The organism is Bradyrhizobium sp. (assembly GCF_035484855.1).
Classification (GTDB): domain Bacteria; phylum Pseudomonadota; class Alphaproteobacteria; order Rhizobiales; family Xanthobacteraceae; genus Bradyrhizobium.
In genome coordinates this window covers 1-20,061 of the sequence record NZ_DATHOP010000254.1, presented here as the reverse complement: position 1 = coordinate 20,061, position 20,061 = coordinate 1, and the positions used below count along the sequence as shown (strand labels likewise).

Annotated in this window: 17 protein-coding genes and 1 riboswitch; of the genes, 7 read left to right on the top strand and 10 right to left on the bottom strand. The window is 62.1% G+C overall.

Translation table 11 applies throughout. The features are described from left to right. Positions 1–2,088: efflux RND transporter permease subunit (locus VK804_RS29195; RefSeq protein ID WP_325376709.1), on the bottom strand; the 2,088-nt coding region annotated here is incomplete at its 3' end. Continuing rightward, positions 2,085–3,266 carry an efflux RND transporter periplasmic adaptor subunit gene (locus tag VK804_RS29190; RefSeq protein WP_325376707.1) on the bottom strand — a complete coding sequence of 394 codons (1,182 nt, stop codon included), beginning with the start codon at positions 3,264–3,266 and terminating at the stop codon, positions 2,085–2,087. The genes VK804_RS29190 and VK804_RS29195, both read right to left, overlap by 4 nt. Positions 3,267–3,376: 110 nt before the next feature. Between VK804_RS29190 and VK804_RS29185 the strand changes: the two genes are divergently transcribed. Further along, entirely contained in the window at positions 3,377–3,667 is a 291-nt protein-coding gene (locus VK804_RS29185) for a hypothetical protein (protein WP_325376706.1), read from the top strand. Positions 3,668–4,547: 880 nt separating this feature from the next. Here the strand turns inward: VK804_RS29185 and rpoH are convergent. Next, positions 4,548–5,486, bottom strand: coding sequence for an RNA polymerase sigma factor RpoH (gene rpoH, locus VK804_RS29180; RefSeq protein ID WP_325376704.1), 939 nt, complete (start codon positions 5,484–5,486; stop codon positions 4,548–4,550). 297 nt (positions 5,487–5,783) lie between these two features. Between rpoH and VK804_RS29175 the strand changes: the two genes are divergently transcribed. From VK804_RS29175 to VK804_RS29155, 5 genes are all read left to right on the top strand, one after another. Continuing rightward, positions 5,784–6,356, top strand: a complete 573-nt coding sequence (locus tag VK804_RS29175) for a hypothetical protein (protein ID WP_325376702.1) — start codon at positions 5,784–5,786, stop codon at positions 6,354–6,356. A gap of 157 nt (positions 6,357–6,513) precedes the next feature. Beyond that, complete coding sequence (locus VK804_RS29170) at positions 6,514–7,455, top strand: lactate/malate family dehydrogenase (RefSeq protein ID WP_325376700.1); 942 nt, start codon at positions 6,514–6,516, stop codon at positions 7,453–7,455. A gap of 366 nt (positions 7,456–7,821) precedes the next feature. After that, positions 7,822–8,079: a hypothetical protein gene (locus VK804_RS29165; RefSeq protein ID WP_325376698.1), complete on the top strand. Its 258-nt coding sequence runs from the start codon at positions 7,822–7,824 to the stop codon at positions 8,077–8,079. A gap of 318 nt (positions 8,080–8,397) precedes the next feature. Then, a complete protein-coding gene (locus VK804_RS29160; RefSeq protein ID WP_325376696.1) occupies positions 8,398–10,110 on the top strand; it encodes a pyrroloquinoline quinone-dependent dehydrogenase in 1,713 nt (570 codons plus the stop codon). Between the two features lie 89 nt (positions 10,111–10,199). Next, positions 10,200–10,784, top strand: coding sequence for a c-type cytochrome (locus VK804_RS29155; RefSeq protein ID WP_325376694.1), 585 nt, complete (start codon positions 10,200–10,202; stop codon positions 10,782–10,784). Positions 10,785–10,940: 156 nt separating this feature from the next. On the opposite strand, the gene VK804_RS29150 is transcribed toward VK804_RS29155, so the two are convergent. The 3 genes from VK804_RS29150 to VK804_RS29140 form a co-directional block, all read right to left on the bottom strand. After that, the gene (locus VK804_RS29150) at positions 10,941–11,945 is read right to left on the bottom strand and encodes an LLM class flavin-dependent oxidoreductase (protein ID WP_325376692.1); all 1,005 of its coding nucleotides are present in this window, start codon (positions 11,943–11,945) and stop codon (positions 10,941–10,943) included. Between the two features lie 147 nt (positions 11,946–12,092). Further along, positions 12,093–12,188, bottom strand: a riboswitch (TPP riboswitch). A 302-nt stretch (positions 12,189–12,490) separates the two neighbouring features. Further along, on the bottom strand, positions 12,491–13,411 hold the full coding sequence (locus VK804_RS29145; protein ID WP_325376690.1) for an ankyrin repeat domain-containing protein: 921 nt from the start codon (positions 13,409–13,411) through the stop codon (positions 12,491–12,493). Positions 13,412–13,647: 236 nt separating this feature from the next. Beyond that, entirely contained in the window at positions 13,648–15,162 is a 1,515-nt protein-coding gene (locus VK804_RS29140; RefSeq protein WP_325376688.1) for a hypothetical protein, read from the bottom strand. A 164-nt stretch (positions 15,163–15,326) separates the two neighbouring features. Between VK804_RS29140 and VK804_RS29135 the strand changes: the two genes are divergently transcribed. Then, positions 15,327–15,971, top strand: coding sequence for a hypothetical protein (locus VK804_RS29135; RefSeq protein WP_325376686.1), 645 nt, complete (start codon positions 15,327–15,329; stop codon positions 15,969–15,971). 98 nt (positions 15,972–16,069) lie between these two features. On the opposite strand, the gene VK804_RS29130 is transcribed toward VK804_RS29135, so the two are convergent. The 4 genes from VK804_RS29130 to xoxF5 all read right to left on the bottom strand — a co-directional run bounded on the left by VK804_RS29130 (position 16,070) and on the right by xoxF5 (position 20,046). After that, complete coding sequence (locus tag VK804_RS29130) at positions 16,070–16,627, bottom strand: PQQ-dependent catabolism-associated CXXCW motif protein (RefSeq protein ID WP_414642861.1); 558 nt, start codon at positions 16,625–16,627, stop codon at positions 16,070–16,072. Next, complete coding sequence (locus VK804_RS29125; protein WP_325376684.1) at positions 16,624–17,550, bottom strand: substrate-binding domain-containing protein; 927 nt, start codon at positions 17,548–17,550, stop codon at positions 16,624–16,626. Before VK804_RS29125 ends, VK804_RS29130 begins: the two co-directional genes overlap by 4 nt. Continuing rightward, complete coding sequence (locus tag VK804_RS29120) at positions 17,547–18,035, bottom strand: c-type cytochrome, methanol metabolism-related (protein WP_325376711.1); 489 nt, start codon at positions 18,033–18,035, stop codon at positions 17,547–17,549. The genes VK804_RS29125 and VK804_RS29120 overlap by 4 nt, the downstream gene beginning before the upstream one ends. A gap of 133 nt (positions 18,036–18,168) precedes the next feature. Further along, positions 18,169–20,046 carry a lanthanide-dependent methanol dehydrogenase XoxF5 gene (gene xoxF5 / locus VK804_RS29115; RefSeq protein WP_325376682.1) on the bottom strand — a complete coding sequence of 626 codons (1,878 nt, stop codon included), beginning with the start codon at positions 20,044–20,046 and terminating at the stop codon, positions 18,169–18,171. Positions 20,047–20,061: the final 15 nt, after the last annotated feature.

The following is a 20,061-nucleotide window of genomic DNA, read 5'->3' as shown; positions in this document are numbered from 1 at the left end:
GACGTCGGTGATGCCGGGGATGGCCTTGATCCTGTCGAGGAACAAGCCTGCCCAATGGTTGAGCTCCCCGGGATCGGCGTCGTTCAGGGTGTACTGATACATGGTCTTGGCCACGCGCCCGCCGATGGTGATGTCCTGCGCGGCTTGCATATAGAGCGTGATCCCCTGGATCTTGGCGAGGTTGGTCCGCAACCGCGCAAGCACCTGGTCCATGCTGCCGCGCTGACTCTTCGGCTTTAGGGCAATGAAGACGCGGCCGTCGTTGACCGTGGTGGTTCCCCCGCCTGCGCCGACGGCCGCGCCGACCGAGGCGACCGCGGGATCCCGTATCAGGGCGTTGAGCAAGGCTTGCTGGCGCTCGGCCATGGCCGGAAAGGAGATATCCTGCGCCGCCTCGGAGAAGCCGATGATCAATCCGGTGTCCTGTTCCGGGAAGAAGCCTTTAGGGATGACCACGTAGAGATATCCGGTCAACGCGATGGTGCCGAACATTGTCATCAGTGTAATGAAGCGGTGCCGCAGTACGATCTTGAGGCCCGCCTCATAGAGGTTGAGCAGACCATCGAAGCCACGTTCGAAGACCCGATAGAGCCGTCCGTGCTGCTTGGCCTCCGGCCTGAGCAGCCGTGCACACATCATCGGCGTCAGCGTCAGCGAGATCAGCAGCGACAGCACCAGCGCCACGCTAACGGTAATTGCAAATTCGCGGAACAAGAGGCCGACATATCCGCCCATCAGGAACAGCGGAATGAACACGGCGATCAGCGATAGCGTGATCGAGACGATGGTAAAGCCGATCTCGCCGGCACCCTTCAGCGACGCTTCGAACGGCGAGGCGCCTTCTTCCATGTGCCGCACGATATTCTCAATGACGACAACAGCGTCGTCGACAACGAAGCCGACCGCGATCGACAAAGCCATCAGCGAGAGGTTATCGAGACTGTAGCCAAGCTCGTAGAGCACGGCGAAGGTACCGATCAGCGACAGCGGCACGGTGATCGCCGGAATAACGGTGGCCCAGAAATTGCGCAGGAATATGAAGATGACCATCACCACCAGCGCGACCGTCAGCATCAATGTGCACTGCACGTCGCTGACCGAGGCGCGGATGGTGTCGGTACGGTCGGAGATGATATGGACCTTGACCGCGGGCGGGATCGAGGCCTGAAGTACCGGCATCATCGCCTTGATCCGGTTCACGGTGTTGATGACATTGGCGCCGGGCTGACGCTGGATTGCCAGAATGATGCCCCGCTGGTTGTTGTACCAGCCCGCGATCAGGTCGTTCTCCGGCGCGCTGATGGCGCGGCCGACATCGCGGATACGCACCGGCGCGCCGTTCCGGTAGGCGATCACCAGATTGGCGTAATCGTCGGCCTTCAGCAGTTGATCGTTGGTGTTGAGCGTGTAGGTCTGGCGCGGGCTGTTCAGCGTGCCCTTCGCCAGATCGACATTGGCCTGGCCGAGCGCCGTTCGCACGTCCTCGAGATTGATGCCGCGGGCCGCCAGGGCCTCCGGATCGAGCTGCAGGCGGACGGCGGGCTTCTGCTGGCCGCCGATGCCCACCAGACCGACGCCGGATATCTGCGATATCTTTTGCAACAGAATGTTTTCTGCATAGGCGTCAACGGTGGTCAGTGGCAGCGTATCGGAGGTCAATCCCAGCACCAGGATCGGCGTGTCGGCCGGATTGACCTTTCGAATCGTCGGCGGATACGGCATTCCCACCGGCAGATACGCGGTCGCAGCGTTGATCGCCGAGAGCGTATCGCTCACCGCGCCGTCGATCTGGCGGTTCAAATCGAACTGCAGGGTAATCTGGGTGTAGCCGAGCGCGCTCGCCGACGTCATCTGGGTGAGGCCCGGAATCTCGCCAAACTGCAATTCGAGCGGCGTCGCCACTGAAGACGCCATGGTCTGCGGATCGGCGCCCGGCAGCTGGGCCGTGATCTGCAGGGTGGGGTAGTTGACGTTCGGCAGGGCCGCCACCGGCAATAACGGATAGCTGATCAGTCCACCGACGAGCAGTCCGACCATCAGCAGAGCGGTAGCGATCGGCCGGTGGATGAATGGCGCGGATATGTTCATGGGATGGGTGCCTGCTCAGCGCTTTGTGCAATGGCTTCCTGGGCTGCCTTGCCGTGCAGCATCCTGACATGCGTGCCCGGTTGCAGCTTGTATTGTCCGTCGACCACGACCTGCTCCTTGGCCGTGAGGCCGGAATCGATCAGCGCCTGACCGTCGCTGATTTGCGCGACCTTGACGGGGCGGATAGCCACGGTGTTGTCGGGATTGACGACGTAGGCATAGGATCCATTCGGGCCTTGCTGCACGACGGAGGCCGGAACCGTCAGGCCGTTGTGCCTTGTATCGAGGAGCAGGCGAGCGTTGACGAGTTCGCCCGGCCAGAGCTTGTGCTGCTGGTTGGGAAAGTTCGCCTTGAGCTGGATCGACCCCGTCGTCTGCAGGATCTCGTTGTTGACGAGGCCGAGTACGCCCTGATCCAGCTGGAGTTTGTCATCCTGGCTGTAGGCAAGCACCTTGAGCGGCGCGCTGGTTTTTTGCTGTTGCTGCTGGATCTGCGGCAGAACCGTCTCAGGGAGCGTGAATATCATCGAAATCGGATTGAGTTGCGTGACGACCACAAGACCGTTGGGCGTCGACGGGCTGATGATGTTGCCGACGTCGATCTGGCGAATTCCGGCCACGCCATCGATCGGCGACGTCAGCCGCGTGAAGCTGAGTTGCACTTTCGCCTCGTCGATCAGCGCCTGGTCGCTTTTGATCGCCGCCTGCAGCTGTCCCACTTGCGCCTTCTGGGTCTCGACCAGTTGCGGAGTGGCCCAACCCTGGTCGCCCAATTTGTTGTAGCGAGTGAGGTTGGCCTGGGCATTGATGAGCTGGGCCTGATCGCGCTCCAGGTTTCCCGTGTACTGTTCGATCAGCGCCTGGTAGGGACGCGGATCAATCTGCGCAAGCAGGTCGCCGGCATGCACGGCCTGCCCTTCGGTGAAATTGATGCTGATGATCTGTCCCTGAATCTGGGCGCGCACAACGTCGGTGTTGTACGCGATCACGGTGCCGACACCGCTGAGATAGATCGGTACATCATGCTGGTCGACCGCGCCGGCGACGACCGACACCGCGGGGGGCGGAGAGGGAGCGGCTTTGGCCTTTTCCAATGGGCGAACATGCGCGTACAACAGGCCGCCGGCGGCGAGGACGGCAATCAGGACGGCCGTGGGAACGATGACTTTCATTTTCATGGTTGCTCTCGCTCGCGAAGGTGGTTGTTCGTTAGCCGCCCGGAAGAATTGGCGTTCCGGTACCGGAGGTGGTGCCCGGTCCCACCGTAACCGGAGGGGGCGATGCACTGGTGATCGGTACCCCTGTTGCGGAACTGACCCCGAGATTTCCGATCTCGGTCGATCCCAGCGGAATTCCTGTTCGCGGGCTGCCGCCCGGAACTATCGGCGAGGTCGACGTCGACGATGAAGCCATGCTGGTTGAGCCGGAGCCGCACATTCCCGACAAACCCGACGTGTCCAGCATTCCGGAGGTGGCCGATATTCCCGATGACGCCGACATTCCGGAAGTCGCCGCGCTGCCCGGCATGGCTGCTGTCGCGGGCGCTGCCGATCCGACCGTCAATCCGCCGCCATCGTAGGTCGAGGTCGATCCGAACATCGCCGATGGCGAAGTCCCAAGCGTTGAGCACGATGTCCCGCTCGATGGCATTCCGGTTGTGCCCGTTACAATGGGCGCCGGACTGACTCCGGGTGACGCGATCTCGGTCGCGCCGAAGGGGATGCCGGTTGGCGAAACCGATGAACCCGTCGTGGTGCCGAGCGGCGATGTGGCGCCAATGGCAGGCGTTGGACTGACCATCCCGGCCACTTGCGCGAGAGCCGGGTTGCAGATGACGAGCGCTGGAAGAACGGCCAGGACGTACAAGACTGTCGTTCGCGTTCTCACCTTTGCGACGATTCCACCTGATCTGAGATTATCGGACATCGGTCGATCCTTGACTTGTGGTTGCACAGAGTTTTGGAGAAATCAGCACCGGCAGATGCTCAACTTGTTATCCAGCGTCTCGTCCAGCTTCTCTTGCCTTGCGTCAAACCTCGAAAGCTTCTTCTGCTCGACTTCATTGGCGCGAGAATGTGGAGTGAAATTTCCGCCTCGCGGTTGAACGCGAACGACCGGCGCTCCGGCCGGAGCCGAGGTTGACGGGGCTGGCCTCTGCAACGACCCAGCTTGAAATCAGAACAATCGCAACAATTGATGTAGCAAGAAATGTGCGCATGAAATTCCTCCCGAGTATGCGCAAGAGTCTGGCTTCAAGGTGGACGGATCACTTATCCCATTCAATTAAATACGCGTTTATTGTTTTGACGCCGGTGAAGCTGCGCGAATGGAAGTGGATCAGAGCGCAGTGATCGATTGCGCAGACCGGTCCCTGGGAATCTAACAATATTTTAATTGACCGCCACGCGACGCCTGGAATGGCGCGTTTGACAGGTTCGATCAGCAGTCTGGCCGCCGTTTCAGACAACCGAGGCCGCCAGCATCGCCATCGCCGCCGGCGCTTGTGTGGCGCGGGCCCTGGCGGCCTTTCGCACCTTCTCGAACGCGCGCGCCTCGATTTGCCGGATGCGCTCGCGTGATACCTTGAAGGTTGCGGCCAGTTCCTCGAGTGTCTGCGGTTCGTCGGCCAGAAGGCGTGCCTCGAAGATGCTCCGTTCGCGGCCGTCGAGTACATCGATCGCGGCAATCAGTGCCTTGTGTTGGCGTTCCGTCTCGTCCTGTTCAACCACAATGGCTTCCGGCGAGGGTGACTGATCGACGAGATAGTCCTGCCATTCGCCTGCTTCGCCGTTGTCATGGACCGGCGCATTGATCGATTGATCGCCGCCGAGCCGGCGATTCATGTCCACGACCTCCTGGTCCGGGACATCGAGGTTCTTTGCGATCAAAGCTACCTGATCGGGATGCAGGTCGCCGCTTTCCAATGCGGCGATCTTGCTTTTTGCAGCTCGCAATTTAAAGAAAAGCTTCTTCTGGCTTGTCGTCGTGCCGATTTTCACAAGCGACCACGAACGCAGGATGTAATCCTGGATGCAGGCCCGGATCCACCACACCGCGTAGGTTGAAAAGCGAAAGCCTTTTTCGGGCTCAAACCGGTTCAATGCCTGCATCAGGCCGAGGTTGCCTTCCGAGATCATTTCCGAAACCGGCAGACCGTAGCCGCGGTAGCCCATGGCGATCTTGGCGGCGAGACGCAGATGACTTGCCACAAGCTGGTCCGCGGCATCGCGGTCACCGTGCTCGCGCCAACGCTTGGCGAGCTGGTATTCCTGGTCCCTTTCGAGCATCGCAAAACGCCCGATGTCGAAGAGATAGCCTTTGCCGCGCCCATCCTTGACAAAGGCCGGCGGACGCCGGGTTCGAACCGCGAGGCTCGCGAATTGTCCCTCAATGCCCATATCGGTCGCTCCGTGGTGAAGAACCCTGGATATCTCTGTCGCTCGAAACTCGAGCTGATCACCACAGGATAGGCGGGGGGTGCCGGGGAGCCATTAAATTGGGGTTTAAGAGACTAAATTCGAATTCAATGAGGGGGGATGAGAATTGGCAGGCATGGCCTTGATGCCGCCTTTTGCGGCATCAAGGTTGGGGCCTTTGCAGATTCAGTAGGTGCAGTAGTACGGCGGAGTATCCGAATTGTAATACGGGTAGTACGGGCACCCAAGGCCGTAATCGTACAAGCCGCCTCCGGCGAAATGGCGTCTTCCAGCGCCGAAGTGATCGCGGCCGACACCGGCGACGTGAGCTCCACCGATGCCGCCGATGTGAGGTGCGCCAAACCCTCCGACGCGGCCTCCGCCGAGGCCGCCAGTATGGCCGCCGCCAAAGCCACCGATGTGAGCGCCGCCGAAGCCACCCATGTGGCCGCCACCAAAACCACCGCCGTGTCCGCCGCCACCGCCGCCGCGGGCTTGTGCGCCGGTGGCAACAAGGCTGCCGGCAAGCAACGCACTTGCCAAAATCATCATCCATCGTCCTCGCATGACATTTCTCCTTTTGAAAGGGCGGACGTTCCGCCACAGGACCTTCATCGGATGCCGTTGCGTCTCGGCGAGACTGGCACCGACGACACGATGCTGCGGAGATGGGAATTGTCGCCTGCGGTCTCCATTAAAATCTCCTTGAACAACAGGCGCATCGCAATCAAAAGTGAGCGCGCAGCGACCGGGCGTCAGACGGAAGCAAGCGCGCACGCTGATGGCTTCAGCGTTTTCGCAATGCTAAATTCGTTTTTAGTTGCGAAAGCCGCGTCACTGGGCGACCTGTAACCAGCATGGCGGAAGCGGCAAGTATCACGCTCGTCGCCATCGCCCGCGCCGACGGATTTGAAGTAATCACGCACCCTGGCGGGATTCGATTTGTCAGTTGCAGCCGCTTGCCGGGAGAGGCTTTACCGACGGATATCTTGAGAAAGGGTACACGATCATGAAGATTGGCATAGTTGGTGCAGGAAAGGTCGGCAGTGCATGCGCGCTGGCCGCCCTGGTTCGCGGCAGTGCCCGCAACATCGTCATGGTGGACCGAACCCGCAAACGCGCCAAGGCGGTGGCGACCGACCTTGCCTACGGATCGCCACTCTGTCCCAAGACGTCGGTGGTGGACGGGGACTTCGACGATTTGGCGGATGCCGCGCTGGTGATGATTACCGCCGGCATCAATGAAAAGGCCGGCGGTGCCACGGATCGCAACGACCCGCAGGGCCGGTTGCGGCTTCTCAACACCAATGCCGGAATCTATCGCGACATCGTTCCCCGGATCGTCCGTGCCGCACCGCGTGCCGTGATATTGGTCGTGACCGATCCGCCGGATCCGCTGGCGGATATCGCCCGCATCAGCGCAGGACATGATCGCGTCTTGAGCACGGGCACTTTCCTGGACAGCTTGCGATTTCGCTTTCACCTGGCGGAGCATTTCGATGTCGATGCCAACCAGGTCGAGGCGCAGGTCGTCGGCGAGCACGGGGTCTCGCAGGTGTTTCTGTGGTCGTCCGCCCGCGTTGCCGGAGTGCCGATCGCCGCCCTTGCCGGCGAGCGCGGTGAAACGCTCGATAGCCTGCGCGGGCAGATCGAGAAGAGCGTGCGCTTTGCCAACATCACCATCATCGAAGGCAACGACGCGAGCCAGTTCGGCATCGGCATCGTCGCGGCACGAATCGCCGAGATCGTTCTTCGCGATGAGCGGGCGGTGATACCGGTAGGAAGCTTCCATGAGCGGTTCGGCGTTACGCTGTCCCTTCCAAGCGTCGTCGGTCAAAACGGCGTTGTCCGGAGCCTCGAGCCGGAGATGTCGCCCGAGGAGAAGCAGGCGCTGCTGAAGAGCGCGGCCAATTTGAGGAAGTCGGAAGACCGGATGAGCGCGACGGCCTGAAGACGGGGGCGGAAGCCCCTCGATCGCATAGCGATCATGGCGTTCGGGCGAAGCGCGCCAGAGAGCCGCTCTGCGGCCTCGTGCGCCCGGTAAGAACGACGAAAATTCAAACAGCAATGAACTCGCCTATGACCTGAGGTAGCCGACGAGTGCGATGGCCGCCTCGATTTCTTTCATGGCTCTCAGGCGATTGCGAGTTGCGTTGCAAACTACCACGTGAAATCGATTTAATCTTCCTGACGTCCAATTTAATGGGACGAGCAGACTGCCGGCTTATCTCCGTGATGAGGCCTCTGAACATTCAGCGGCGGAGGTGGCGAGAATCCCAGATCTCGCCCCCAATCAATTCACGGAAGAAGAAAAGCCATGACCAGACTCAAGATCTTCGGCGCGGCCGCGATGCTGTCACTCATGTTCGCGACGCCGGCATTCGCGCAGGCGGCTATCCAGGAGCCGGGCGCGTTCGCCTTTTACTATCCTAACTACGATGTCCTGAATGGCGGCCAGCCAACGCCGGCAGCGCGCATGGACGCCGCTGCGGGTGGGGGACCATTCAGTGGCAGTTACGCTTATACACACGCTCGCAACAACGGCGCCGCCAGGGCGCGAGAAGTACACCGGTGAACAAAATAGACGTTCGGAAGCCGAGCGTGAAGAATGTGGACGGCCGCATCGGTGACGATTCGGCCGTTTCCGCGCGCCTCGTTCAGGTGCAAGCTGTGGCAGGCGCGGCTCCTGGCCCCATACAGACCGGCAGGGTGCCTTGCCGGGATATCATTTGTGCTGCGCTGCAGGACGGGCGATCGATCGCCGGCCCGTGGCATTGATGGGCCTCGCCGCCGCTGGTTTCTTCTTGTCAAACCACGGCGATCGGATCAGATTTGGCGGGCACCGGCGTGCAAAAGTGCCGGTTCACGTCAACAATAAAAATTGGGGCGGAACATGAATAGATTTTCCATCATCTGCGCCGCATTGGTCGGCGCGGCCGGTTTGATTGCCGGACCCGGCATCGCACAGCAGGAAACCAAGCAGGATGCCAAGCCCGCATCCAGCCAGGCAAAAATATCTGCGGTTACCCAGCAACAGCTCAACACCGCGGACAAGAACACAACCAATTTTCTTCTGACCAACGGCAATTACGCACAAACCCGCTTCTATCCCGCCAAGCAGATCGACCGCGACAACGTCAAGAACCTGCACGTGGCCTGGATCTTCCAGACCGACGTCAAGGAATCGCTGGAGACGTCGCCGATCGTCGTCGATGGCGTCATGTATGTGACGACGTCATTCAGCCACGTCTACGCGCTCGACGCCAAGACCGGCGCCCAGCTCTGGCACTATGCCCACAAGATGGGACCGATAACGACCTACTGCTGCGGCCCCAACAATCGCGGCGTCCAGGTTCTCGGCGATCTCGTCTACCTCGCCACGCTGGATTCCAAGCTGCTCGCGCTGAATGCCAAGACCGGCGATGTCGTCTGGTCGGCCGACGTTGCCGATCCGGAACAAGGCTACAGCGAGACCATGGCTCCGACCGTGATCAAGGACAAGGTCCTGATTGGAACCAACGGCGGCGAATACGGCATCCGCGGCTTCGTCAAGGCTTACGACGCAAAGACCGGCAAATTGATCTGGACATTCAATACCATTCCGGAGAAATCGGTCGGCGTCTGGGCGACCAAGGACGCCACCGGCCGCGACATGCACCGCGATATCCAGGCCGAGAAGGACCAGTTCGCCAAGACCGGCGACCCCTGGCAGAAACTGGGCGGCGGCGTCTGGCAAAATCCGGCCGTCGATCTCGCGACCAACCGGATCTATTTCGTGGTCGGCAATCCTTCGCCCGATCTCGACGGTTCGATCCGTCCCGGCGACAACCTCTATACGGACTCGCTGGTCTCGCTCGATCTGGAGACCGGCAAATATGTCTGCCACTTCCAGTATATCGCCCATGACGTCTGGGATCTCGACGCCGTGAGCCCGCCGGTGCTGCTGGATGTCAAGGACAAGAACGGCAAGACCATTCCGGGCCTGATCCATGCCGGCAAGACCGGCCACATCTACGTTCATGACCGCAAGGATTGCAGCCTGATCCGGTTCTCCGAGGCGATGGTGCCGCAGGAGAACATGTGGACCCTGCCGACCAAGGAAGGCGCGCGCATGCTGCCGGGCGCGAACGGCGGCGTCGAATGGTCGCCGATTGCAACCGACCCGTCGCAGTCGCTCGCCTACGCCATCAACCTGCACCAGCCCATGAACTACTTCGTCGAGAACTCGCCCTATCCGAACGGCAAGTTGTGGCTGGGCGGCGCCTTCAAGACGATCCCGAGCGAGGCGCAGGCGGGCAACATCACCGCCGTCAACTACGATACCGGCAAGATCAAATGGCAGGTCAAGACGCCGGAGCCGATGATCGGCGGCATTCTCGCCACCGCCGGCGGTCTGGTGTTCACGGGTGAGGGCAACGGCAAGTTCTCCGCCTACAACTCCTCTACCGGCAAGGAATTGTGGAACTTCCACGCCGGCGCCGGCGTCAATGCGCCGCCTTCTTCCTATATGATCGGCGGCAAGCAATACATCGTGGTCGGCGCGGGCGGCAACACCCAGGTCGACTTCAAACGCGGCAGCAACATCATCGCGTTCTCGCTCGACTGAGCGGATCGGCGATCATCGCAGCGTGAAACGGGACCGGTTGCGGTCCCGTTTTTCATGACTACTGTTCGAATGTTCACGGGAACGGATCAATGAGCCGCAACTCAATCGGCCGGATGTTGGGCGCGGTCGCCCTTGCGGTCATTCCGATCACCTGCGCGCCGCTACATGCCCAGACGATCGAGGAAAAGACCCAGGTTTGCGCCGGCTGCCATGGCGCGGACGGCAAGCCGATCGACAACACGATTCCCACGATCTGGGGGCAACAGGCGGGCTACCTCTATATCGAGCTGCGCGATTTCAAGCGCGGCGACCGCAAGAGCGACATCATGCAGCCGATCGCCTCCCCGCTGGAACGCCAGGACATGCTCGATATCGCGCAGTATTTTTCGGGCAAGCCGTGGCCCGATCTCGGACAGCCGCGCGCGCCGAAAGACGTCTCTGCGCGGGCCGTCACAGCCAGCGGCTCGATCGGTTGCACCGGCTGCCATCTCGATCATTTCCAGGGCGACGGCACGGTGCCGCGGCTGGCCGGCATGGACAGGGATTACCTGCTCAAGCAGATGACCGATTTCCGCACCCGCGCGCGCGGCAACAATCCCGGCATGTCCGACCTGATGCTTGCGACATCGCCCGACGACATCGCGGCACTGGCGGCATATCTGGCGGGTCTCTAGCGCGGGAGTTGAGGTCGATTTGCGCAGCAAATCGGGTCAGAGGTTTTGCTCTCTCGATCGACCGTAACGCCTCACCCGGTGCTACGCCGTAGCTGAAGCTTCGCTTCAGCGTCCATCTTAAAGAACGGCTGCCGAAGGCGGCCTAGGCCATGTCGCTCACTCGGCAGCGAAATCCGGCATGACCGTCTCGGCGAACCGCCGCATGTTCTCTCGCGAACCCTGGCCGAACAGCAGCACATAGGCCACGCCCTGCGCCTTCAGCGCGGTCAGCCTGGCTGCGATCTCCGCAGATGAGCCGATCAGCGAATGCGCCTCGCGCGCGCCGGCTGTATCCGAATAGGCGAGAATGTGCGACGCGGGACGGCTTTCCGATCCGCGCGAAAGCGCGAGAAGCCGCTCGTGCACCTGCGCCTGGCGGCCGATGGCCTCGTCGCGGTCGGACGCATCGAGCGCGACCCAGCAGTTGCGCGCGACCGCAACCCGCATCGGATCATAGGCGTGACCGGCCGCCTCCAGTTCCTGCCGGTAGAGCCCGATGCGTTCACCGATTTGCTCGGGCGAAGCGAACTGATCCAGCAGCAGGTTATAGCCGCGACGAGCGCAAAGCGTAATCGAGTTTGCACTAGAGGCCGCGAGCCAGACCGGCGGGTGTGGCCGCTGGTACGGAGCCGGCTCGACCACGATGTCGTCGAACCGCCAGAAGCGGCCGCGATGCGAAAACGGCTCGTTGGACGAAAGCGCACGGCAGAGCACTGCCAGAACTTCCTCGAAACGAGGTTCGGCCTCTTCGGGTCGCATCGCAAAGCCTGCAAACTCGTTGTGGCGATAGCCCTTACCGACGCCGAGATCGAACCGTCCGGCCGAGAGCATGTCGAGCGTCGCAACCTGCTCGGCGAGAAGAACTGGATTATGCCAGGGCAGCACGAGCACCGCCGTGCCCAGCCGCAGCCGCGTCGTGCGCGCGGCGATGAAGGTCAGCATCGTCAGGATCGCGGACATCTGACCGATGCCGGTGAAGTGATGCTCGGTGATAAAGCTCGAATGAAAACCGAGCTCTTCAGCCTCGACGTGCGCGTCGACAACCTGCTGGAGCCCGCGAGCGCTCTCGGCGGCATCCACACCACGCGGCGCGGACGCGCCGCCGAACAATCCAAATCGCATCGTGAAATCTCTTGCAGTCGGTGTGCAGGGGCGGCGGTGCTCGCCGCGGGCGGTTTGCTTAAGCGGCCACCGATACTCGGCATGAGCATCGCGGTACGCGCACAAACGGTCGCACCGACGAGCTGTAAACACGGAGAACGAGAGCGATTCTGCGCATCGAGCACTCCCTTCGCTGGCATTACCCAGACAGGTTCAACGGGTTTGATCTCAGCCCATGTGATACGGGCACCCCGGCATAATCGGTGATTTGCAGCAAACCCTGACGGATTGTCAAGAGAGTGGCGATCCCGGGAAGACTTCCACGTCCGCTTTGGGTTCAGTCGCTGCCGAATTAGACCTCTTGGATGATGTCCGTTCTACCCCCGATCGCGACCGAACTGCGGACATCTTGGACCGGCAGCTTCGTGCCAATATGGCATAGGGCATTTGACCGAATTGGATGGGGTCGCAACCACCACGCAAGTTTCAAAACTTCACGCGACCGGTGGCCACCCTCGGGTCAAGCCCGAGGGAAGGCTTCGCTCGAAAACGCCCTGAGCCGCCGTTCAGGGCACCGTCAGCCGTTGCCGCAGCGACGACAGCACGGTCAGGTCCGCGGCACGTTTTCCGGCCCTGTCCTTGAGCGACGGATCGGCGCCGCGTGCCAGCAACAGATTGGCGACTTCCGCGTGACCGCCTTCGGCAGCGATCATCAGCGCGGTACGGCCGCGGTCATCGCGGTCGTCGACGTGGGCGCCGGCATCCAGCAGGTATCGGACGACCTCGAGCGCCTGCGCTTCCGGGACCAACTCGTCCGGGCCCGACGCCCACATCAGCAGCGTCAGATCGTTGCGATAGCGCGCGTTGACATCGATATTGCGCGCCAGCAACCGCTTCACGATCTCGAAGCGTGCGCCCGCGGCGGCATAGACGATCGGCGGCTTGCCGGTATCGTCGGGCGCGCGCTCGTCGGCGCCATGGGCGAGCAGGGCGTCGAAGATGATCTCGTTGCCGGCATAGGCGGCCGCCGCGATCGGCGATATCCCGCTGCGTCCCGTGAGGTTGACGTCGGCGCCCCGTTCGATGAGCCGTTGCGCGATCGCGATGTGGCTGCCCTCGGCGGCAAAATACAGCGCGGTGGCCCCAGTGAGATTGCGCGCGTCGATGGGCGCGCCGCGCGCCAGCAGGAGATCGACCATCTGCAGATGGCCGGATCTCGCGGCATGGCTGAGCGGCCTGGCGCCGAGCCGGTCGCGGGCGTCGAGTGACGCGCCCTGGTCCAGCAGTTGGGTTGCGAGCTCGAGGCAATTGCCGTCGACCGCCGAAAACAGCGTCAACGATGTTTCGATGGCGCTGATCTGTGGTTTGGCGAGTTCATACCGGCGCGATAGGCCCTGGCAGCGGTCGGGGTCCACCGCGCGCGCAGGCGATGCGGCGAACGCTACGGCGATCGCGACCGAGCCTATGAAAACGAGACGGCGGTGCACGGCGGTCTCTCCCGGCAGCAAGCTTGTGGGTTGCTTCTGAGCGTGCCGGCAAAAGTGGCATGGCCGACGGACCATGCCAAGCAGGGCTTTGACGTCTGCTGGAGCGGGATGAGATTAGATCGGGGCCTTTTTCTTATCCTGCCCCGGACGCAGCGCAGCAAGAGTGCTGCGAGCCGGGTTCCACGCTACTTTGCATGGGGTTGTTTTCGCGATTTTTTGTCCCACCCCCTGGCGCGCTAATGACAGGCCTCGTTGGCCGCGCCCGGAATGGCCAGAAAGGTGATGGTCGCCGGTGCGAAGGTCAGGGTATCGGCGGCGGTCGCAATGCCAGTGATTGCCGGCAACCCGTCTGCCGCGCCAAGCCGCAACGGGCCGCCGTTCAGCCTGACATCGGTGTCCATCAAATCAGCGGCATCAAGCGTGTAGCGCAACGAGGCGGCTGAAAGCCGGAGCGCGCGCGGCGCGACGCGGTCGTTGTTGATCACCAGCAGGGTCACGCCGCCCGGTATGCCTTTCTGGCAATGAGCGTAGACATGCAGGCCGAATTGAAGCGGCACCCCGGCATCGAGCACCGTGGATCCCATCAGTTGCCGCCACAGCCATGCGCCCCAATAATTCGGCCTCGGCTCGAGCGTGTTCTCGTCGAGCAGGCCGTAGTCGCTGGCGGCCAATGTGTTGTGCATGACGATCCCGACGCCGGATTTCGCCAACCGGCCCAGTTGGTCGAGATAGCGAAACGTATCCAGGAAACTCCCAGCCCAGCGATTGCCGCCGCACGCGGCCTCGGCGGTTTCGGTGAGCCAGATCGGTTTACCCGGTGCAAGCCGGTCGCGCAGCCTTTTGTAGAAAGCCAGTGTGCGATCCGTCCGGGACAGCCAGTCCTCGGAAAGTGCCGTGTCCGGCGAAGCGTTGCCATGACAACGCTCCGAGACGGCTCCGTAAAAATGATACGAAACCACATTGAGACCGGACGCCGAGGCGGCGAAAAGGTCCGAGGCGGTGTCGCCCTCGCTCGCCGTGCCGGGCCCGAGGATCATGGTATCAGGCGCAGCCTGCCTCATGAATTCGGAAAAAATCCGGAAATCCCGGCCATAGGCGCCGGCGTCATAGCCCGGCGCAACTCCGCCGATTGCCGCGAGGTCCGGTTCGTTCATGAATTCGGCCGCGGCGATGGCGCCGCCGATGGAACGGGTGAAGCGAAGCAGGCGGTCGGCCTGGTTCGGCGTCCAGACGCCTGCGGCATCGCGGCTGCCCGCACTTGTCGCGAACGAGGTCACGATCCGTGCGTCCACCGAGCGCGCGAAATCGATCGCGCCTCGCCACTGCATACGGGTCAAGACGTCGTTGAATCCGAAAGGGGGCGCCGGCGGCGCGTGGTCGGAATCGGCGAAATAGGTGCTGTTGGCCCAGGTTCCGCTGATGCGGAGGTAGGCGGGCCCGAGCGCCCCCGCCAGCTTCCTCAGGCGGGCATTGGCCAGATCGATCGGCGGCCGGTACTGATATAAACTGGAATCGATGCCCGGCGGCGTGTCGGACGGCGCAGCCGGGTCCTGCCGATACGGCTTCCAGAATTTCCCGCCGGTGATCTCGACCATTTCGATGTTGTAGGACTGAAAGCGGGTATCGACCGCGCCGATACGCGGCATCGTTGATGGCGTGATCGCGTCGGGCAGGGCGCCGCAACAGGCGGGATCAATCGGCAGCGCACAGGCCAGAGCGCCGCAAAACCCGGCGCCGATTTTGCCGAGCATGCCCATCCCTCCCTTCATCGCCCCGCTTCCGATCAGGATGGCACGACCGCGTTTGCGGTCAATGTCATCGCTGTTCCCCGCGCGTCCGCTCTTGCCGAAATTGATTTGCCACGGGCCGGGGGATGTCCAATGATCCCGCCACATTGTCGGAGGGAAGCGCTGGCATGGCTCGTTCGACACGTGGAATTTATTGCTGCGTTGCGGTTGCCCTGGTCGCGGGCCTAGCGCGCCCGGCGCTGGCGCTGGACCCGCGTTATCCGGACTGGCCGTGCCAGCAATTGAAGGTGCCGGAGATCTCGATTGCCAGCGTCTGGACCGGCCCTCCCATCGGGTCGATCGACGCCGCAAAACCGACCGACCCGAAAGAGGTTGAACTGGTCTCGCGTCTGGCCGCTCGCCGCACCCCCATCGAGGACGCCCGAAAACTCATCGCGGACTTCATGGTCGGAACCAGAGAGGAGAAACAGGAGAAGGCGAAGCGGCTGATCGCCGGGTTGTATGCGACGCTGAACGCGCAACGCGACGAAGTGATGAACGGCATCGAGCGATTTTCGCGCAAGCAAAAAGCCATGGCCGAGCAAATCCGCAGCGAGACCGAAAAGATAAGGCAATTGCAGGACCAGCCGGGCAACGATCCGGCGCAGAACGAGGCGCTCGCCAGTCAATTGTCGTGGCAGACGCGCATCTTCGAGGACCGGCGGAAGTCGACGTCCTATGTCTGTGACGTGCCGGTCCTGCTCGAGAAGCGGCTGTTTGATCTTGCGAGCGCCATTCAGGCCGACATCGGCGCCGATCCGCCGGCCAAATGAAGCAGACCTCGTCATGGCCGGGCATCGGCCAGCGGAAGCGACGCCGTCCTTCGGACGGCTATGCCCGGCCATGACGAATAAAGCGATTCGTTTTCAGCCTATTGGTCCGGCCGAGGTTCCGGTGTCGCATCTTGCAGCGGGAGGCCGATGGCGATCCAGCCGTCGGTGCCTTCCGGATACCAGGCGACATCGGTATAGCCGAGCGCGAGCGCGCGCTTGGCTGCGTTCCACGACATCCAGCAATCGGCGAGACAATAGACCACCAGCGTTCTGGCGCGGTTGCCGGCGGTGGCCTTCTCCAGGCCGTCAGCGAAATAGCCGGCCATGGCCGGCGCAAGTTCGCCATATCCGGTGTCAGGCAACCAGACGCTGCCGGGGATATTGGCGCGCGGCTTGTCGCGCCACACGGTTCCCGCGGGAAGATCGCGCGGTCGCGGCGGCCGCGGCAGCACGTCGATGAAGACAGCTGAATGCCGGCGCCAGATCGCCTCCGCCTCATCCGTCCCGATCACCTTGGCCCCGTGCAATGTGGCCGGCGTCGGGGCGCGGTAATCTGCGAGGCGGTAGCCATCCGGCTCGGGCACCTCGGCGGCTGCGGTCGCCGCGGCGCCAGCGATCATTGCCGCAACGGCCAGCCGGATGACGATCCCCTTCATGGCCGCTTGGACAGCGTTTCGCCCGTGATCGGCACGTTGGCCTCGTCCAGGATCGGAATGTTGTAGCTGATCAAAAGCTTGTTGATTTCGGCCTGGTTGTCCAGGATCAGCTGGTTGAGCGTGCGCTTCCACTCCTGATCGGCCGGACGCACCGCCATGCCGATGCGAAAGGTCATCGGCGGACCGGCGGTTTCCCGGGTCAAGGGCACGACGACCAGGGGAGGGTCGGCGTGGCTTGCGTAATAGCCGGCCATTGGGCCCCACAGGATGCCGCAATCGATTTCGCCCCGGGCGAGGTCTTCGATCATGGCTTGCGCGGAGGAATCCGCGCGGGTATCGATGAAAAGCGGGTAGGACTTGGCCTTGGCCAACAGGCCGTTGAGCGCCATGGCGGTGCTCGGCGGCGTCTTCGCGACGATGCCGATCCGTTTGTCCTTGAGCCTGGGATCGTCGATGGTTGCGACGTCTTCTAGGCCGCTGCCGCGCTTGACCACCAGCGCATAGGTGGTCCGGTAATAGGGGACGGTTACTTGCGCCTGATCGTCGCCCTGCGGAAATCCCATGATGATATCGCAGCGGTATGAGCCCAGCGTCATCCGCACGAAGCCAGTGGCCTGCGGGAAATAGGTGTAGCTCAGCTTCTTGCCGAGCTTGGCGGCAAACAATTCGGCAAGCTTGTTTTCGAATCCCTCGCCCTTGTCGTTGGAGAACGGCAGGTTGCGCGGATCGCCGCAGGCGCGAAAGACATTGGGATCGACGAGCTCGAGCGAGCCGGGACCGGCGTCCTGGGCGAAAGTCTCGACCGGCCGCAGCGCGACAAGTCCGCACGCCAGCAGGGCGGCCAGCGCTGCAAGCTCGATCGCAGGCCGTCGAGAAACCCGAGCTAACCGCTCCGCCAGCTCGATCGGGCAGCCCGAACTCATTTGATCCCCGTACAGCTCGTCTCGGCCTCCTTGGCCGCTTCGGGCTTGTCTTCGTGGTTGGGAGGACGGCCGCCCGGAATCGCATTGTTGGCGCGGGCGCGCAGATACACATAGATGTCGTCGATGAAGCACATCACGTTGACGTTGGTCGCGAACGACGGCATCACCTTGTCATTGGCGGCGTCGACGTTCTTACGGCCGTTGGTCACGATGTTGACGAAGTCGGTGTAGCCAAGCGTCTTCAACGACTCGGCCAGCGCCGGCGCATAGCTGGACCCCTCGCCATTCGGGCCGTGACAAACATGGCAGTCCGAATGATAGCGGCGAAAGCCGGAGTAGGTGTACCAGTCGACCGTTCCGTCCGGGCTGATCTTGTAGGTCGGGTTGCCATCCTTGTCGGTGTACTTGCCGTTGTCGGATGAGGCCACCGCCGGATCGCCCGATCCGTCGGCGTGTACGGTTGTAACGCCAAAGACGCCCGCCAGAACGACGAGCGCGAATTTCCAGTGATTACTCACGCGACGATCCTTGTGCACGTTGCAGTTCAGCGGAGGAAAAAAATCGGCGCGCAACAATTGCCGCGCGCCGATCGAGGCTCATCTCACCGCGATGCCACGCCTATTGGCTTGGCAAGGCAAATACCGTCAGCGTCCCGCCGAGCGAGGTATAGGACGCCAGACCGGCATAGCCGCCGACCGCACCGAGGCCCGCCGTATCGACGGTCTTGTCCTTGGTCGGCAGCTTGCCCTGGTCGACGGCGTCATGCCAGGCGGCGGCGTTTTCGGGCTGCAGCAGACCGGCCGCGAGGCCGATGCCGGCCCAACCGCCGACGCCGGACAGCACCGCGACGTATTGCTTGCCACCATGCTCGTAGGTCATGACGTTGCCGATGATGCCGGACGGAGTCTTGAACTTGTAGAGTTCCTTGCCCGTCTTGGCGTCGACCGCCTTCAGATAACCTTCGAGCGTGCCGTAGAACACCACGCCGCCGGCCGTCGCCAACGCACCGCCCCACGCGGAGAATTCCTCCTTGTTGGACCACACGATCTTGCCGGTCTTGCCGTCCCAGGCGATGAAGTTGCCCATGTTGGTATCGCCCTTGGGCGGATACATCGCGACCGCTGCGCCGACATAAGCCTGGCCGGCCGTGTAGGACACCTTGTAGGGCTCATAGTCCATGCAGACATGGTTGGTGGGGACGTAGAACAACTGCGTGTCCGGGCTATAGGCCGCCGGTTGTTCGTCCTTGGTGCCAAGCGCCGCCGGGCAGATGCCCTTGGAGTTAGAGTCTTCGCCGTTATGCTGGGTCGAATAGGCGTCGACGACCAGCGGGCGACCATAGGTCTTGGACGACTTGTCCATGTCGACCTTGGTAGCCCAGTTCACCACCGGATCGAACTTTTCGGCGACCAGCAATTCGCCGGTGGCCCGATCGAGCGTGTAGCCGAAGCCGTTGCGGTCGAAATGGGTGAGAAGCTTCCGCGGGGTGCCGCCGATGGTCTGATCGGTCAGGATCATTTCATTGACGCCGTCGAAGTCCCATTCGTCATGCGGGGTCATCTGGTAGATCCATTTGACCGCCCCGGTATCGAGGTCACGCGCCCAGATCGACATCGACCACCTGTTGTCGCCGGGCCGCTGCACCGGATTCCAGGTCGATGGATTGCCCGAGCCGTAATAGACAAGATTCAACGCGGGATCGTAGGAATACCAGCCCCACGTTGCGCCGCCGCCGATCTTCCACTGGTCGCCTTGCCAGGTGGATTCCGAGGAATTGGGCCCGACGGGCTTGCCGAGCGAAGTGGTCTTGGCGGGATCGATCAGCGTGTCGGAGTCCGGTCCCTCCGAATAGCCGCGCCAGGCGAGCTTGCCGTCCTTGATGTTGTAGGCGCTTACCCAGGAGCGAACACCAAACTCGCCGCCAGATACGCCGATAAACACCTTATCCTTGAAGACGAATGGAGCGTCAGTGCCGGTCGCGCCCTTCGAAGGATCGCCGTCCTTGACCGACCAAACGACCGCGCCGGTCTTCGCGTCGAGCGCGACAAGCGTCGTGTCCGCCTGATGAAGAAAGATCTTGCCGTCGGCATAGGATAATCCCCGGTTCACCGTGTCGCAGCACATCACCGGGATGACGTTGGGATCCTGCTTGGGCTCATATTTCCAGAGGATCTTGCCGTCGTTGTTGAGGTCGAGCGCAAAGACTGTATTTGGGAAGGGCGCATGAACATACATCACGTCGCCGATCACCAGCGGGGAGCCTTCGTGACCACGCAAAACGCCTGTCGAAAACGTCCAGACCGGCGCGATCTTACGGACGTTCTCGGTGTTGATCTGTTTGAGTTCCGAATATCGCGTATTCGCGTAATTTTGGGTCGGCATCACCCATTGATTCGGGTCCGCAGACAGCTTCGCCAATTCGTCGTTCGCTACAGCATATCCGGCCGTAAACAGGGCCGCGGCGCCGAAGCAGCTTGCAAGTAGGATTTTGCGCATTGTTTCCTCCCGGTT

What these genes read in the sequence shown, in the direction of transcription:
- VK804_RS29150 (WP_325376692.1), bottom strand. Translation starts at nt 11,945, where the DNA reads ATGCGATTTGGATTGTTCGGCGGCGCGTCCGCGCCGCGTGGTGTGGAT.
- xoxF5 (WP_325376682.1), bottom strand. Translation starts at nt 20,046, where the DNA reads ATGCGCAAAATCCTACTTGCAAGCTGCTTCGGCGCCGCGGCCCTGTTT.
- VK804_RS29135 (WP_325376686.1), top strand. Translation starts at nt 15,327, where the DNA reads ATGGCTCGTTCGACACGTGGAATTTATTGCTGCGTTGCGGTTGCCCTG.
- VK804_RS29175 (WP_325376702.1), top strand. Translation starts at nt 5,784, where the DNA reads ATGGCGTCTTCCAGCGCCGAAGTGATCGCGGCCGACACCGGCGACGTG.
- VK804_RS29160 (WP_325376696.1), top strand. Translation starts at nt 8,398, where the DNA reads ATGAATAGATTTTCCATCATCTGCGCCGCATTGGTCGGCGCGGCCGGT.
- VK804_RS29190 (WP_325376707.1), bottom strand. Translation starts at nt 3,266, where the DNA reads ATGAAAATGAAAGTCATCGTTCCCACGGCCGTCCTGATTGCCGTCCTC.
- rpoH (WP_325376704.1), bottom strand. Translation starts at nt 5,486, where the DNA reads ATGGGCATTGAGGGACAATTCGCGAGCCTCGCGGTTCGAACCCGGCGT.
- VK804_RS29140 (WP_325376688.1), bottom strand. Translation starts at nt 15,162, where the DNA reads ATGCTCGGCAAAATCGGCGCCGGGTTTTGCGGCGCTCTGGCCTGTGCG.
- VK804_RS29155 (WP_325376694.1), top strand. Translation starts at nt 10,200, where the DNA reads ATGAGCCGCAACTCAATCGGCCGGATGTTGGGCGCGGTCGCCCTTGCG.
- VK804_RS29125 (WP_325376684.1), bottom strand. Translation starts at nt 17,550, where the DNA reads ATGAGTTCGGGCTGCCCGATCGAGCTGGCGGAGCGGTTAGCTCGGGTT.
- VK804_RS29170 (WP_325376700.1), top strand. Translation starts at nt 6,514, where the DNA reads ATGAAGATTGGCATAGTTGGTGCAGGAAAGGTCGGCAGTGCATGCGCG.
- VK804_RS29165 (WP_325376698.1), top strand. Translation starts at nt 7,822, where the DNA reads ATGACCAGACTCAAGATCTTCGGCGCGGCCGCGATGCTGTCACTCATG.
- VK804_RS29130 (WP_414642861.1), bottom strand. Translation starts at nt 16,627, where the DNA reads ATGAAGGGGATCGTCATCCGGCTGGCCGTTGCGGCAATGATCGCTGGC.